Source organism: Polaromonas eurypsychrophila (assembly GCF_014641715.1).
GTDB classification, from domain to species: Bacteria; Pseudomonadota; Gammaproteobacteria; order Burkholderiales; family Burkholderiaceae_C; genus Polaromonas; species Polaromonas eurypsychrophila.
Genome location: NZ_BMIG01000009.1, coordinates 38,669 through 53,745, shown reverse-complemented (window position 1 = coordinate 53,745; position 15,077 = coordinate 38,669). Strand labels below are relative to the sequence as shown.

At 62.8% G+C, this 15,077-nt stretch carries 11 protein-coding genes; 3 read left to right on the top strand and 8 right to left on the bottom strand.

Going from position 1 to position 15,077, the window contains the following annotated elements:
• Positions 1-42: 42 nt before the first annotated feature.
• Both purL and IEX16_RS12925 read left to right on the top strand, forming a co-directional pair.
• On the top strand, positions 43-4,101 hold the full coding sequence (gene purL / locus IEX16_RS12930; protein WP_188708900.1) for a phosphoribosylformylglycinamidine synthase: 4,059 nt from the start codon (positions 43-45) through the stop codon (positions 4,099-4,101).
• Between the two features lie 60 nt (positions 4,102-4,161).
• Positions 4,162-5,133 (top strand): Bug family tripartite tricarboxylate transporter substrate binding protein, encoded by a 972-nt coding sequence (locus tag IEX16_RS12925; RefSeq protein WP_188708899.1) that lies wholly within the window; start codon positions 4,162-4,164, stop codon positions 5,131-5,133.
• A 27-nt stretch (positions 5,134-5,160) separates the two neighbouring features.
• On the opposite strand, the gene IEX16_RS12920 is transcribed toward IEX16_RS12925, so the two are convergent.
• The 3 genes from IEX16_RS12920 to IEX16_RS12910 form a co-directional block, all read right to left on the bottom strand.
• Positions 5,161-6,765 (bottom strand): gamma-glutamyltransferase family protein, encoded by a 1,605-nt coding sequence (locus tag IEX16_RS12920; protein ID WP_229676330.1) that lies wholly within the window; start codon positions 6,763-6,765, stop codon positions 5,161-5,163.
• 130 nt (positions 6,766-6,895) lie between these two features.
• Entirely contained in the window at positions 6,896-7,687 is a 792-nt protein-coding gene (locus tag IEX16_RS12915; RefSeq protein ID WP_188708898.1) for an ABC transporter substrate-binding protein, read from the bottom strand.
• Positions 7,687-8,535: a metal-dependent hydrolase gene (locus IEX16_RS12910; RefSeq protein ID WP_188708897.1), complete on the bottom strand. Its 849-nt coding sequence runs from the start codon at positions 8,533-8,535 to the stop codon at positions 7,687-7,689. Before IEX16_RS12910 ends, IEX16_RS12915 begins: the two co-directional genes overlap by 1 nt.
• Positions 8,536-8,729: 194 nt before the next feature.
• Between IEX16_RS12910 and IEX16_RS12905 the strand changes: the two genes are divergently transcribed.
• A complete protein-coding gene (locus IEX16_RS12905) occupies positions 8,730-11,135 on the top strand; it encodes a catalase (RefSeq protein ID WP_188708896.1) in 2,406 nt (801 codons plus the stop codon).
• 72 nt (positions 11,136-11,207) lie between these two features.
• On the opposite strand, the gene IEX16_RS12900 is transcribed toward IEX16_RS12905, so the two are convergent.
• The 5 genes from IEX16_RS12900 to IEX16_RS12880 all read right to left on the bottom strand — a co-directional run bounded on the left by IEX16_RS12900 (position 11,208) and on the right by IEX16_RS12880 (position 15,045).
• Complete coding sequence (locus IEX16_RS12900; RefSeq protein WP_188708895.1) at positions 11,208-11,993, bottom strand: peptidylprolyl isomerase; 786 nt, start codon at positions 11,991-11,993, stop codon at positions 11,208-11,210.
• 57 nt (positions 11,994-12,050) lie between these two features.
• Positions 12,051-12,341 (bottom strand): BolA family protein, encoded by a 291-nt coding sequence (locus IEX16_RS12895; RefSeq protein WP_188708894.1) that lies wholly within the window; start codon positions 12,339-12,341, stop codon positions 12,051-12,053.
• 2 nt (positions 12,342-12,343) lie between these two features.
• The gene (locus IEX16_RS12890) at positions 12,344-12,958 is read right to left on the bottom strand and encodes a septation protein A (protein WP_188708893.1); all 615 of its coding nucleotides are present in this window, start codon (positions 12,956-12,958) and stop codon (positions 12,344-12,346) included.
• A gap of 167 nt (positions 12,959-13,125) precedes the next feature.
• Positions 13,126-13,533 carry a peptide-methionine (R)-S-oxide reductase MsrB gene (gene msrB, locus IEX16_RS12885; protein WP_188708892.1) on the bottom strand — a complete coding sequence of 136 codons (408 nt, stop codon included), beginning with the start codon at positions 13,531-13,533 and terminating at the stop codon, positions 13,126-13,128.
• A gap of 33 nt (positions 13,534-13,566) precedes the next feature.
• Positions 13,567-15,045 (bottom strand): protein adenylyltransferase SelO, encoded by a 1,479-nt coding sequence (locus tag IEX16_RS12880; protein WP_188708891.1) that lies wholly within the window; start codon positions 15,043-15,045, stop codon positions 13,567-13,569.
• Positions 15,046-15,077: the final 32 nt, after the last annotated feature.

Here is a 15,077-nt window from a genome sequence, read left to right as displayed (position 1 = left end):
CGGGGCCCGCGTCCTGCCGACAACCACAAGGCCACCGCCACCGTGACCCTGCACCTGACGACTTTCGAGGGCGACGCCCACGGTATCAGCGCCCTGAGCGACTTCCGCGTCCAGCAACTGCTTCCCCGCCTGCAGGCCATCGAACCCAAAATCAGCGGCATCAGCGCCCGTTTTGTGCATCTGGTGGCCACCGAAACCCCGCCGGCTGCCGATCTCAGAGCCAGTCTGGGCGCGCTGCTCAGTTATGGCGAACCCGCTGCGGCGGCCGGCGCGGACAGTCTGCTGTTCATCGTCTCGCCGCGGTTCGGCACGGTATCGCCCTGGGCTTCCAAGGCCACCGACATTGCCCACAACTGCGGGCTGGCCGTCAAACGCATAGAACGAATTACCGAGTACCGCGTCAGCTTCAAAACCGGTTTTTTCAGCAAGGGCGCCCTGAGCGATACCCAGCGCAGCGAAGTCGCTGCCCTGTTGCACGACCGCATGACTGAAAGCGTGATGGCCGACCGGGCGCAGGCCGCGGGCCTGTTTTCCGAGCTGCAGGGCGCGCCCCTGCAGACGATTGACGTGCTGGCCGGCGGCACGGCCGCGCTTGAGGCCGCCAACAGCGAGTTCGGCCTGGCGCTGGCTGGCGACGAGATTGATTACCTGGTCAATGCTTTCACCGGCTTGCAGCGCAACCCGACCGACGTCGAACTCATGATGTTTGCCCAGGCCAACAGCGAACACTGCCGCCACAAGATTTTCAACGCCGACTTCACCATCGACGGCGTCGCCCAGGACAAAAGCCTGTTCGGCATGATCCGCAACACCGAAAAAATACACCCGCAACACACGGTGGTCGCCTATTCGGACAACGCCTCCGTCATGGAAGGTCTGCCGGTCCAGCGCTTTTATGCCAAATCGGCCTCTAGCCATTATGCAGAAAGGGGTGCAAGCTATCAAAGTTATAGCACATCCGAGGGCGTGTTGACCCACGTGTTGATGAAGGTCGAGACGCATAACCACCCTACGGCGATCTCGCCTTTTCCCGGCGCGTCCACTGGCGCGGGCGGCGAGATACGTGACGAAGGCGCGACCGGCCGCGGCTCCAAACCCAAGGCCGGTCTGACGGGTTTTACCGTCTCCCGGCTGTTTGACGGCCCGGATACGTCTTACGGCAAGCCCGAGCACATCGCCAGCCCGCTGCAGATCATGACCGAGGGCCCGCTGGGCGGTGCCGCCTTCAACAACGAGTTTGGCCGGCCGAACCTGGCGGGCTATTTCCGCGAGTACGAACAGACCGTCGGCGGCCAGCGCTGGGGGTACCACAAACCCATCATGATCGCCGGCGGCGTCGGCACCATCGATGCGCGCCTGACCCAAAAAATCCTGTTCCCGGCCGGCACGCTGCTGATCCAGCTCGGCGGCCCCGGCATGCGCATCGGCATGGGCGGCAGCGCGGCCAGTTCCATGGCTTCGGGCGCCAATGCGGCCCAGCTCGACTTCGATTCGGTGCAACGCGGCAACCCCGAGATCGAGCGCCGTGCCCAGGAAGTCATCAACCAGTGCGCCCAGCTCGGCACCGCCAACCCGATTCTGGCAATTCACGACGTGGGCGCTGGTGGCTTGTCCAACGCCTTCCCGGAGCTGGTCAACGACGCCGGGCGCGGCGCGCGTTTTGACCTGCGCGCGGTACCGCTGGAAGAAAGCGGACTTTCTCCGAAGGAAATCTGGAGCAATGAGAGCCAGGAGCGCTACGTGATGGCGATCGCGCCGGAATCGTTGCCGGTGTTTCAGGCTTTTTGTGAGCGTGAGCGTTGCCCGTTTGCGGTGATTGGTGTGGCGACTGAGGAAAGGCAGCTGGTGTTGTCGGATGCCGATCAGGCCTTACCGGTAGATATGCCCATGAATGTGCTTTTGGGCAAGCCGCCCAAGATGCACAGGGATGTGACCTCGCTCCACAAGGAAATCAAGCCCATCAACCTGACCGGCGTGGACCTGCAGGCCAGCGCGATTGCCGTGCTGAGCCACCCGACCGTCGCCTCCAAACGCTTCCTGATCACGATTGGCGACCGCACCGTCGGTGGCCTGACGCACCGCGACCAGATGGTGGGTCCCTGGCAGGTGCCGGTGGCCGATTGCGCCGTGACCCTGGCCGACTACGCCGGTTTTGCCGGCGAGGCCATGAGCATGGGCGAACGCACGCCGCTGGCGACCATGAACGCTGCCGCGTCTGGCCGCATGGCGGTGGCCGAGGCCATCACCAATTTGCTGGCCGCGCCCATCGAGTTGCCACGGGTCAAACTGTCCGCTAACTGGATGGCCGCTTGCGGCGAGTCCGGCCAGGACGCCGCACTGTACGAAACTGTGAAAGCCGTCGGCATGGAGTTGTGCCCGGCGCTGGGCGTGTCGATTCCGGTCGGCAAGGATTCGCTGTCCATGCGCACGGTCTGGTCAGAAAACGGCGCCAGCAAGAAGGTCACCTCGCCAGTCTCGCTGATCGTCAGCGCCTTTGCGACCTTGCCCGACGTGCGCGGCACGCTGACGCCGCAACTGAACGCCGAGGAAGCTGACACCACGCTGATCCTGATCGACCTGGGCAAAGGCAAAAACCGGATGGGCGGCTCCATCCTGGCGCAAACGCTGGAGCTCGAAGACGGCGACGTGCCCGACCTCGACGAACCGCAGGACCTGGTGAACCTCGTCAATGCGATCAACACCCTGCGCCGCCAGGGCCGCTTGTTGGCCTACCACGACCGCAGCGACGGCGGCCTGTTCGCAACCGCCTGCGAAATGGCGTTTGCTGGCCAGGTCGGCGTGTCACTCAACATTGACATGCTGCTGCTCGAAGGCGACGGCATCTCCGACAGCCGCATGGACAGTGGTGACAGCAAGAACTGGGCATCGCAGGTCGGCGCGCGCCGCGAGGAGTTGACGCTGAAGGCGCTGTTCAGCGAGGAGTTGGGCGCCGTGATCCAGGTGTCTACCGAGGTGCGCAACGAAGTCATGCAGACCTTGCGCGATCATGGCCTTTCGAAGTTCAGCCACTTCATCGGCAAGACCCGACCGCAACACGCCTCGCTGGAGGTTGGCAAGGGTCAGGTCCAGGTCTGGCGCGACACCAAAACGGTGTTCAGCGCCAAGCTGCAGGACCTGCATCAGGTCTGGGACAACGTGAGCTGGAAGATCAACCAGCAGCGTGACAACCCGGCCTGCGCCGACCAGGAACATACCGCTGCCGGCGACCCGCTGAACCCGGGTTTGCATGTGTTTTTGGCATCAAATCCGGCTCTAGCCCATGTCCCGACTACGCAAGTAGCTACTGAATCAATAGCAAGCCCGGCTCTGATGTTGTCACGCCCCAGAGTGGCCATCCTGCGCGAGCAGGGCGTCAACTCGCACATCGAGATGGCCTACGCCTTCAACCAGGCCGGCTTTGAGGCTTTCGATGTGCACATGACCGACCTGCAAACTGGCCGCGCGCAACTGGCCGACTTCACCGGCGTCGTCGCCTGCGGCGGCTTCAGTTATGGCGACACGCTGGGCGCCGGCATCGGTTGGGCCCGCTCCATCACTTTCAACCCGGCGCTGTCGGCGCAGTTTCAGGCTTTCTTCGGCCGCACAGACACCTTTGGGTTGGGCGTGTGCAACGGCTGCCAGATGTTTGCCGAGCTGGCCGACATCATTTCGGGCGCCGAAGCCTGGCCGCGTTTCACCACCAACCGCAGCGAACGCTTCGAGGCGCGACTGAGTCAAGTGGAAGTTCTGGATTCGCCCAGCCTGTTTTTTGCCGGCATGGCCGGTTACCGCCTGCCGATTGCCGTGGCGCACGGCGAGGGCTACGCAAACTTTGCGCACCGCGGCGACGCAGCCAAAGCGATTGCTGCCATGCGTTTCACCGACAACCACGGCCAACCGACGGAGGCTTACCCAGCCAACCCCAACGGCAGTGCCGGTGGCCTGACGGCGGTGACCACCGCCGATGGTCGTTTCACAGCCATGATGCCGCACCCCGAACGTGTGTTCCGCAACATCCAGATGAGCTGGACGCCGCTGGACAGCAACGCGCCCAGCCCGTGGATGCAACTCTGGCACAACGCCCGCCGCTGGGTGGGATGATGGCTGGGATGAGTTAGCATGCTACTCATTTCAGGCAATTTAAACCGGGAGCGATCAACGATGAAGCGATATTTACTGAGCGTGTTTGTAGGTTTGGGCGCGGTCTTCATCGGTGTCGGGGCAAACGCCCAGACTTACCCGGTCAAACCTGTGCGCCTGGTCGTACCTTTCCCGGCCGGCGGTGCCACCGACATCCTGGCGCGCACCATCAGCCTGAAAGCGTCGGAAAAACTGGGCCAGCAAATCGTCATCGACAACCGGCCCGGCGCTGGCGGCACCATCGGCTCGGACCATGTGGCCAAGTCCGCACCGGACGGCTACACCTTGCTGATTGCCACCGGCAGCACACATTCCATCGGGCCCATCATCAATCCGAAGATTCCGTACAACGTCGAGCGGGATTTTGTGCCGGTGGTCTATGTGGCTCAAACCAGCAGCGTGCTGGTGGTGCCGGCCAGCCTGCCGGTGAAGAACCTGGCCGAGTTCATTGCGCTGGCCAAGTCCAAGCCCGGCCAGCTCAATTTCGGCTCCAGCGGCAACGGCACCAACAGCCACCTCAGCGGCGAGTTGTTCAAGGCGCAGGCCGGGGTGTTCATCACCCACATTCCCTACCGCGGCACCGGACTGGTCTTCAACGACATGATGTCCGGCCAGGTCCACATGTTGATGGACAACTATGTGACCTCCCAGAGCAACATCAAGGAGGGCAAGCTGCGCGTGCTGGGTGTGACCACGCCGCAGCGCGTGCCTTTCCTGCCCGACGTGCCAACGCTCGCCGAACAGGGTCTCAAGGGTTTCGACGTTAGCAACTGGTTTGGCATCTATGCACCCAAGGGCGCGGGCGCCGACATCGTCAGCCGCGTCAATGCCGCCTTCAATCAGGCATTGCAGGATCCAGAGATGCAAAAGCGGCTTGCCACCCTGGGCGCCACGCCTGCTGGCGGCACGCCTGAGCAGATGGGCAAGATGGTGGCAACCGACACCGCCCGCTGGAGCAAGCTGATTCGCGACCGCAAGATCGTCGTCGAGTAATCAGTCCTGTCTTGACCAGACGGCAGCTCACAGGCCGACGGGGTAGCCGTCCTTGCGATGGTCCGACGCGGCAATGTAGCCGTTTTGCGTGGTCATCGCCATTTGCGCGCAGCCGAACTCGGTGTTGAAACGCGGAGCCACCGTGACCTGATGGCCGCGCGCGCGCAGCCCGGCTACGGCTTCCTGCGAAAAATTCCATTCCACCGCCACCGAGCTGTTGTCGTCCATCACGCGCCAGCGCGGCGCATCGCTGGCGGCCTGGGGGTTCTGGCCGTAGTCGGCAATGCGGCTGGTGACCTGCAGATGGCCTTGCGCCTGCATCGACCCACCCATCAGCCCAAAGCTCATGAGGGGCAGACCGTCGCGGGTCAAAAAGCCGGGAATGATGGTGTGGAAGGGGCGTTTGCCCGGTGCCACCTGGTTGGGGTGGCCGGGCCGGAGGGTAAAGCCCCAACCGCGGTTGTGAAGGGCGATGCCGGTATCGGGCACCACCACGCCGGAACCAAAACCCTTGAAGTTGGACTGGATGAAAGACACCATCATGCCGCGCTCGTCGGCTGCGGTCAGATAGACCGTGCCGCCGCTGTGCGGTGAGCCGGCGCGCGCAGGGGCGGCGCGCTCGGGGTCGATGAGTTTGGCGCGCGCAGCCAGGTAGGACCTGCTCAGCAAATCAGCAGCCGATACGGTGTGCATGGCATCCGGGTCGGCGACGAACTCCTGAAGGTCGGCAAATGCCAGCTTCATGGCTTCGATCTGCAGGTGCTGCGACAGCGCCGAGTCCACGCCGGCCGCCTTCAGGTCAAAGTGCTGCAGCATGCCAAGTGCCATGAGGGCACCTATGCCCTGACCGCTGGGGCCGATTTCATGCAAGGTGAGCTCGCGGTAACGCACCGAAATCGGCTCCACCCAGTCGGCCTGATGTGCGGCCAGATCATGCTCATCAATCAGCCCGCCAGTGTTACGCGCATGGTCGGCGATGGCTTTGGCGAGATCGCCCCGGTAGAAGTCGTCGCCTTTGCTGGCGGCAATGCGCTCCAGGGTCCGCGCTTGACCGGGGCAAATGAACTGCTCTCCCGGCAGGGGCGCGCGTCCTTGGGGTGCGAAGGCTTCGCGGTAGCCCGGCTGCGGCATGAGCTCGACCACCTGAGCCTGCCACTGCCGGTGCACCGTGGGCGATACCATGTAGCCGTGGCGTGCGTAACGCAGCGCTGGCTCGAACAGTTCGGCAAACGGCACCGTGCCGAATCGGTCCGACAGTGCACGCCAGGCCGAGACCGTGCCGGGCACGGTGACCGAGTCCCAGCCGCGCGACGGCATGGCCTCGTAGCGAGAGAAATGTTCCGGTGTCCAGCGGCGCGGCGCGCGCCCGGAGGCGTTCAGGCCGTGCATGCGCTGGCCATCCCAGATGATGGCAAACGCATCGCCGCCTATGCCGTTCATGCAGGGCTCCACCACCGTCAGCGTGATGGCCGTGGCCAGCGCGGCATCAACCGCATTGCCGCCGCGCGCCAGCATCAGCAGCCCGGCGGCCGACGCCAGCGGTTGCGAGGTGCTGACCACGTTGCGCGCGAGCAGCGGCATGCGTTGGGAGGTGTAGGGGAAGTCCCAGAAGGCGGAGGTATCAGATGTCATAAGGGGCAGAGGAAAAGAAAAGTAGGAAAGTAGGAAAGTAGCAGGGCCACGAAAAAAAAAGCCGGCCCGCGTTGGCCAGGCCGGCCCCGTGTTCAGACGCTGGGAACGCGTGTTTTGAAGGCAGGGCGCTTCAGCGATGAGGGCCGGCCACCGCCGCGCCTTCGATCTTGTGCCGCGCCAAGGCCTCAGCCACAAAACCCGAGGCCTTCATCTCCTCAATGAAGCTTTCCACGTATCTCGCTGCCGCATCGCGGCCTTTGGGAAGACCCATGGCCTGATTAATCACCATGAAGCGGCCGGGCAGCAGGCGCACGCCGCCCACGCGTTTGGCATCGGCCTCCAGCTGCTGCTTGACACCGGCCGCCACTTCCACATTCTGTGCGAGGAAGACATCCGTCACGGCCGGTGAGGTGGGCGCCTTCACCAGCTTGGCGTTTTTCAACTCCCGCGTCAGGTAGAGGTCGTAGGCACTGGCGTTGCCAACCACAATTCGCACGCCGGGCTTGTCCACGTCCTCGTTGCGTGTGATGGGCGAGGCGTTTTTCACCAGGTAGGCGCCTTCGATCACCACATAGGGTGCCGTCTGGTACATGCCCGCGCCACGCACCGGATCAATGGCAACGAAACCGATGTCCACCTGCCCCTTGGTGACTGCGTCCACCGAGACGCCGGCGGAGGTGAAGGTGACCAGTTCCACGGGCACGCCGATGCGTCGGCCCAGCTCATTGGCCAGATCGACCGACACGCCGCGTGGCGTCCCATCGGCATTGCGCAACGCGAGGATGGGGTTGCCGAAGTTGATGGCAGCACGCAGCTTGCCGGTAGGCGCCAGCTCGGCGACGGGTGGCGGCGAAGACGTGGCGCAGGCTGCGAGCGTGGCGACCAGTCCCAGGCAGAGGAGGGGGCGGAGAAGGTAGTGCATCAGAAGTCGAATTTCTGACCAGGCTCGCCGACCAACATGCGGGCTGTGCCGGGGGCCGTACCCAGGGCGCTCAGGAATTCAGCCGGCGTGCCGCGCAGCACGGGGGTGGTGCCGTAGTGGATGGGCAGCGCGAATCTTGGTTTGATCATGTCGCGCACCGCCATGGCGGCGTCTGCGGGATTCATCACGAAGTGGCCGCCGATGGGGATCAGCACCAGGTCGGGACGGTACATGTCGCCAATCAGGCGCATGTCGCCGAACACCCCGGTATCACCCATGTGCCAAATCTTGAAGCCGTTTTCCATTTCCAGGATGAAGCCGACCGGCTCGCCGCCGACATGCACCTCATCCTTGCCGGTGGCCGGGTTTTTATAGGCCAGCTCGGACGAATGTTCGGCACGCACGGCGGTGATTTTCACGCCCGTGGGGCCGAAGGGCATGATGGTGCCGCCCTTGCCGAAACGCGGTGCCAGTTCCGCCGGAAGGATGCCCAGGGCGGTGACGGTCTGGTTCATGCCGGCGGGGCCATACATCGGGGCTTTGTGCATCAACGCCAGCGCGGGCGCGTCGGCGAAGTGGTCGAAATGCGCATGCGTGACCAGGATCAGGTCAACTTTGCCGACGCCGGTAAGCGCCCTGAAGTCGGCCGGTGTCTTGGGGTTGGACGTCAGCCAGGGATCAATCATGATGACTTTGCCGGTGGGTGTGGTGATGCGGGTGGCGGCCTGACCCAGCCACAACACCTCGGTCTTTCCATTCTGGGCAAACGCCACCGTCGCGCTGCACAAGGCGGCTGCGGCAAGCAGTTTGCGCAACAGTCGGGTGGTGGAAGGCGAGGGCTGGGACATGCGATCTCCTGGTTGGTTGGTATGCCATCTATTGGAGCGGTTGGCGCTACATCCGTCAACCGGGGAAGTGCGGGAAGGCGGAGGGCTTCGCTGATTCCCGCCTCGTACATAGGCGGCGTCCTACAAGGCGTCCGCGCATCGCCTCCTAACGTCGGTACTGGCAATTTTGCCTCTTGCCCTCCTGAACCTAAACCATGCCTAAATCACCCAAACCCCATGCGGCAGCCAAGGCTGCCGCCCGCAACACCGACAGCGGTTCCGCTGCAGCCCCACCCATTGACGCCGGCGACCTGCCGTCCCGCAAGATGGCCGAAGTCCAGGCCCTGGCGCGGGCCATGCCCCACAACGTCAGCAAACCGCTCGAACACGGTTTTGACAATGCCATCAACCCCCAGCGTGGCGCCACCGTCGATTCGCCGTCCCGGCTGGCCACTGGCAGCACGCTGTCAGAGGAAAACGGCACCGAAAAAACCGGCAGCACTGCGCTGGAGGGATTGAACGCCACCATCGAACCGCTGGACCGTGTGCGCGTCGATTCAGGTGGCCAGGTGCTCACCACCAACCAGGGCGTGCCGATCGCCGACAACCAGAACTCGCTGAAGTTCGGCCTGCGCGGCCCGGCTTTGCTGGAAGATTTCATTCTGCGTGAAAAGCTGACGCACTTTGACCATGAGCGCATTCCCGAGCGCATCGTGCATGCGCGCGGCTCCGGCGCGCACGGCTTTTTCGAGTGTTACGAGCCGCTGGCCCAGTACACCAAGGCCGCGCCATTCAAGGAAGCCGGCAAGATCACGCCGGTGTTTGTGCGCTTCTCCACCGTTGCGGGCGAGCGCGGCTCCAAGGACACGGCACGCGACGTGCGCGGTTTTGCGGTCAAGTTCTACACCGACGAGGGCAACTGGGATCTGGTGGGCAACAACATGCCGGTGTTTTTCATCCAGGACGCGATGAAATTCCCCGACCTGGTGCATGCCGTCAAACCCGAGCCGCACCATGCCATGCCGCAGGCCGCCAGCGCCCACGACACCTTCTGGGACTTCATTTCACTGATGCCTGAATCGACCCACATGATGATGTGGGCCATGTCCGACCGGGGCATTCCGCGCAGCTACGCCACCATGCAGGGCTTTGGGGTGCACAGCTACCGGCTGGTCAACGAAGCCGGCGAGTCGGTGTTCGTCAAGTTCCATTGGGAACCGAAATACGGCACGCACTCCCTGGTCTGGGACGAAGCGGTGAAAATTTCCGGCGCTGATCCTGACTTCCATCGCCGCGACCTGTGGGAGCGCATCGAGTCCGGTGCCTTCCCCGAGTGGGAACTGGGCTTGCAGATATTCACCGAAGAGCAGGCCGAGAACTTCAGCTTCGACATCCTGGATGCAACCAAGATCATCCCTGAAGAGCTGGTTCCGGTACAGAAGGTCGGGCGCATGGTGCTTAACCGCAACCCCGACAATTTCTTCGCGGAAACCGAACAGGTCGCTTTCTGCACGGCGCATGTAGTGCCTGGGATTGACTTTTCCAACGATCCGCTGCTGGCCGGCCGCATTCACTCCTATGTGGATACCCAGATCTCCCGACTGGGCGGCCCGAACTTCCACGAAATTCCGATCAACGCGCCGATTGCGCCCGTGCACAACAACCAGCGCGACGGGATGCACCGCCAGGCGATCCACCGGGGTCGGGTTTCTTACGAGCCCAATTCGCTGGGCGGCGGCTGCCCTTTCCAGGCCGGCTCCGCGCAGGGCTTTGTGACGGTGGCAGCGGGGTTGCAGGCCAAGGAGGAGCAGGCCAAGGTGCGCGGCAAGCCTGAAAAGTTTGCTGATCACTACACCCAGGCCACGTTGTTTTACGAAAGCCAGACGCCGGTTGAGCAGGCCCACATTGCTGCGGCTTTCCGTTTCGAACTCAGCAAACTGACGGTGCCAGCCATCCGTGAGCGCATGGTGTCCTCGCTGCGCAATGCATCCGAGGACCTGGCGCGCAAGGTGGCCGACGGCTTGGGCATGGACACCATGCCGGCGCCCATGCCACGCGCACTGGCCAAACCGGCGCGGGCCGAAGTCAGCAAGTCGCCTACGCTGTCGCTGATGGCCCGGCCGGGTGATGGTTCCCCCAGAGGACGCAAGGTCGCGATTCTGGTCGCTCCGGGAGTGATCGGCGCTTCTATCGTCGCTGTTCAGGAGGCCTTGCTGGCGCAGGGTGCGGTAGCACGCCTGGTCGCTCCGCACATCGGGCCGGTGACAAGCGACGAAGGCGACATGCTGGATGCCGATGCTTCGCTGGAGAACGAGCCTGGCTTCCTGTTCGATGCCCTGGTGCTGCCGGACGGCGAGGCGGCCGTGGCCGCCCTGGCCAAGGATGGACACACCATGGAGTTCATCAAGGACCAGTACCGGCACTGCAAGACTATTCTGGTGCTGGGCGCATCCAGGGCCTTGATCGACAAAGCCGGCGTATCGGCAGCACTGCCGGACGGCCAGCCCGATCCGGGCCTGATGTTTGCCGACGGCGGCGCAGACCAGGCACTGGAGGCGTTTGTCAATGCGGTCGGCGGTCCCCGCCATACGGCACGCGAGACCGACCCGCCACGGGTGTGATTACATAAGCACATGAAAAAAGCGGCCTGAGGGCCGCTTTTTTTGGGGTCCGGGCGGGAAGCCCGGCGAGATCTATTCCACCTTGGCCTTGTCGCGCAGGCCTTGCTGAAAGGCCCCCAGCTTCTGCTGCTGCATCTGCTGGGTAATTTGCGGCTTGAGCTCCTCGAACGGCGGCAGCTTGGCGGTACGGATGTCATCGACGCGGATCACGTGGTAGCCGAACTGGGTTTTCACGGGAGTGTCTGTCAGTTGGCCCTTGTTGAGCTTGGCCATGGCCTCGGCAAACTCGGGCACATAGCTGCTCGGGTTGGCCCAGTCCAGATCGCCGCCGTTGGCACCGGAGCCGGGGTCCTTGGACTGCTTCTTGGCGATGTCCTCAAACTTGCCGCCTTTTTTCAAGCTGGCAACGATGGCCTTGGCTTCGTCTTCCTTTTCCACCAGGATGTGGCGTGCCTTGTATTCCTTGCCGCCATTGGCTGCGACAAACTTGTCGTACTCACCCTTGAGGTCGGCATCGGTCACCGGATTTTTCTTCTGGTAGTCGGCAAACAGCTCCCGGATCAGGATCGCCTGGCGCGCCAGTTCTATCTGGGTCTTGAAGTCGTCGGTGGACGACAGGCCGAGTTTCTCGGCTTCCTGCATGAAGACTTCGCGGGCGATCACTTCCTCGCGAATCTGGCCCTGCATTTCGGGTGTGACTGGGCGGCCGGACCGCGACAGTTGCAGTGCCAGTGCGTCCACGCGGGCCTTGGGCACGGCCTTGCCGTTGACGATGGCGACGTTTTGCGCAAAGGCACTGCCCGCACCGACAGTCATCAGGGCGCTCAGGGCGCCAGCGAATAAAAGGTGTTTTTTCATGAGTTTCCTTGGGTAATCGGGGTGGTTATCGCAGCCCGCACGGCGGGTGGCGAAAAGTCAGGGTGATTCGATGATCTCGATGGCCAGTGCATGCAAGCCCTCATCAATGAAATTTTGCAGTGCATCATACACAAGCCGGTGGCGTGCCACGCGGCTTTTGCCGGCAAAGGCTGGGCTGGCAATACGCACGCGAAAATGACTGCCAAAGCCCTGCGCATTTGCGCCGGCGTGGCCCGCGTGCAAAGCACTTTCGTCAATCACTTCCAGGTGGGTGGGACTCAGGCGGGTGCGCAATTGTTCCTCAATGCGAACGGCGTGGACGGGTTGCGGCGCGGCGGTCAGCTGCATCATCAGGCCTTGACGTGTTTGTTCAGGAACACTGCCTGTGCCATGACGAAGACCAGCATCAGGCCCATGCCGCCAAACAGCTTGAAGTTGACCCAGGTTGCGGTCGAAAAGCTAAAGGCCACCCAGAGATTCAGCAAACCCATGAGCGCGAAAAAAGCGATCCAGCTGTAGTTGACCTTGCGCCACACGTCATCGGGCAGGCTCAGTTGCGCGCCCATCAGTTTCTGGATGCCATTTTTCTTGAACACCAGCTGGCCGACCAGCAAGGCGCCGCCCATGACCCAGTACAGCACGGTGGGTTTCCATTTGATGAAAGCCTCGCTGTGGAAATAAATGGTGGCGCCGCCCAACAGCGTGACCAGCCCGAGGCTGACCCAGAGCATGGTGTCGATCTTGCGGCCACGTGCGACCAACCAGAGGATCTGCGCCAGGGTTGCCACAATCACCACCATGGTGGCCAGCAGCACCGGCGCCTCGGCGGTGCCGACCACACCGCCGGAAACCATGAAGCCCAACCACTCGGTGGCGGTGCGCGCAGCCCATTCGGTGTTGCCTTCGGCGTACTTGAACATGCCGAAGAACAGGATGATGGGGAGGAAGTCGAAAAGAATTTTCATAATCTAATTATCGCGGGCAAAAAACGAGAAAGAAGCGCTGGCTGAATCCATCCCTTTCAACAGGGGCCGCGCAACCGGCTTTGCAGGTCCGCAGGCGCAGCGCCCCTCTTCTTCGTCCAAGGAGCAGCGCACCGCCGCAGGCTCACAAAGTGACAAGCGTGGAGGCCTTATTTTGTTTTGAAATCGAGCGACGCCGAGTTCATGCAATAACGCAGGCCGGTGTCGGTGGGGCCGTCGGGAAAAACATGGCCCAGATGCGCACCACATTGGCTGCAGACGGTTTCGGTGCGGGTCATGCCATGGCTGCGGTCGACAATGTCGGTGATGGCGCCGGGCACCGCCAGGGAAAAACTGGGCCAGCCGCATCCGGCATCGAACTTGGTGCTGGCGTCGAACAGCTCGTTGCCGCAACACACGCAGTGGTAGCTGCCGTCGTCCCACACCGACTCAAATTTGCCGGTAAAGGGGCGTTCGGTGGCGGCGTGTCGCGTGACCTCGAAGGCCCCGCGCTCTGCGCCCTTTTCAGCCAACACGGCCTTCCATTCGGCGTCAGTTTTTTGAATTTTACCGGTCATGGTGCTACCTTTTGAGATGATCTTTAAGTCTGCTTACGAACTACAGCTGATTTCAATCGAGGACGCCCAGTCGGGCGGGAACCCGGCGAATTTTTCCTGGCCCGGATGCTCCTCAAATGGGGCTTGCAGCAGCATCAGCAAGGTATCGACTCCGGAAAAGTCCTGAAGTTTCGCCGCGCGGATGGCTTGCTCGCCCAGATGGTTGCGCAACACGTATTTCGGGTTGGTTTTAAGCATCAAATCGGCCCGCAGCCCTTTATCTGCCTGCATGAGGCGCTCTGAATACAGTAGCGACCAGACATCAAAGCCAGGCCGGTCCAGGAACAGGTCGCGCACTGCCTCGTTGGCCGCGCCGGGCTCAAATGTGCCTAGCCGGCGCCAGAAAATGCTGTAGTCCACCTTGTCGGCGGCCAGCAGTTTGAAGACGCCCTCGATCAGCGCCTTGTCTCCGGGAAGCATGTCGGACAGCCCCAGCTTGGCGCGCATGCGGCCTTCCAGCGCTTGAGGAAATACGGTTTTGTAAGACTCCAGAGCGGCCAGCGCCTGTTCCTGCCCGTCCATCAGCGGCAGCAGCGCCTGACCGAGGCAGAACAGGTTCCAGTAAGCGATGTTCGGCTGCTTGTTGTAGGCGTAGCGGCCCTGGGTGTCGGAGTGGTTGCAGATGTGGCCGGGATCGAAGGCATCGAGGAACTGGAACGGGCCGTAGTCGATGGTCAGGCCCAGGATGCTCATGTTGTCGGTGTTCATCACGCCGTGGCAAAAGCCAACGGCCTGCCAGGCAGCCACCATGATGGCCGTGCGTTCGCTGACCGCCTGCAGCAGTGCCGCGTAGGGCTGGTCGGCATCGCGGCATTCGGGGTAAAAGCTGTCGATCACAAAATCGGCCAGGGTTTTGAGCTGTTCGTGCTGATCGCTGTAACTGAAATGTTCGAAATGCCCGAAGCGGATGAAGCTGGGCGCGGTACGGGTGACCACGGCTGCGGTCTCAATTTCTTCACGGCGCACTTTGGCATCCGAGCCGGTGACACACAAGGCCCGCGTGGTCGGAATGCCCAGGCCATGCATGGCCTCCGAACACAGGTACTCGCGGATCGAGCTGCGCAGCACCGCGCGGCCATCGCCCATGCGGGAGTAGGGCGTCAGGCCAGCGCCTTTGAGCTGGGTTTCCTGCGGCCCGGCGGCGGTTTGCAGTTCGCCAAGCAGGATGGCGCGGCCGTCACCGAGTTGTCCGGCCCATTGCCCGAACTGGTGGCCGCTGTAGACGCTGGCCAAGGGCTGCGAACTCTCGGCCACTTTGTTGCCGGTGAACAGGGCCAGTGCTTCCTGCGACGTAAACCACTGCTCGTCCAGCCCGAGCTCGCGCGCTAGCGCCTGGTTGCGGGAAACCCAATAAGGCGAGGGCAGCGGTGTCGGCTGGAGCTCGGTGAAAAAGTCCGGTCCCAGCGCCGCGAAGCGGTTGCGCCATGTGAGGCCCGGAATGGCCGCAGCGGGAACTGTGATGACAGCATTCATGTTCAGATTGTCCCCCGTCGCCAACAGCCCCG

Bases quoted from the DNA above. Each gene is read 5' to 3' on its own strand.
- IEX16_RS12880 (WP_188708891.1), bottom strand. From the start codon at position 15,045: ATGAATGCTGTCATCACAGTTCCCGCTGCGGCCATTCCGGGCCTCACA.
- msrB (WP_188708892.1), bottom strand. From the start codon at position 13,533: ATGACCGGTAAAATTCAAAAAACTGACGCCGAATGGAAGGCCGTGTTG.
- IEX16_RS12920 (WP_229676330.1), bottom strand. From the start codon at position 6,765: ATGACATCTGATACCTCCGCCTTCTGGGACTTCCCCTACACCTCCCAA.
- IEX16_RS12890 (WP_188708893.1), bottom strand. From the start codon at position 12,958: ATGAAAATTCTTTTCGACTTCCTCCCCATCATCCTGTTCTTCGGCATG.
- IEX16_RS12925 (WP_188708899.1), top strand. From the start codon at position 4,162: ATGAAGCGATATTTACTGAGCGTGTTTGTAGGTTTGGGCGCGGTCTTC.
- IEX16_RS12905 (WP_188708896.1), top strand. From the start codon at position 8,730: ATGCCTAAATCACCCAAACCCCATGCGGCAGCCAAGGCTGCCGCCCGC.
- IEX16_RS12910 (WP_188708897.1), bottom strand. From the start codon at position 8,535: ATGTCCCAGCCCTCGCCTTCCACCACCCGACTGTTGCGCAAACTGCTT.
- IEX16_RS12915 (WP_188708898.1), bottom strand. From the start codon at position 7,687: ATGCACTACCTTCTCCGCCCCCTCCTCTGCCTGGGACTGGTCGCCACG.
- IEX16_RS12900 (WP_188708895.1), bottom strand. From the start codon at position 11,993: ATGAAAAAACACCTTTTATTCGCTGGCGCCCTGAGCGCCCTGATGACT.
- IEX16_RS12895 (WP_188708894.1), bottom strand. From the start codon at position 12,341: ATGCAGCTGACCGCCGCGCCGCAACCCGTCCACGCCGTTCGCATTGAG.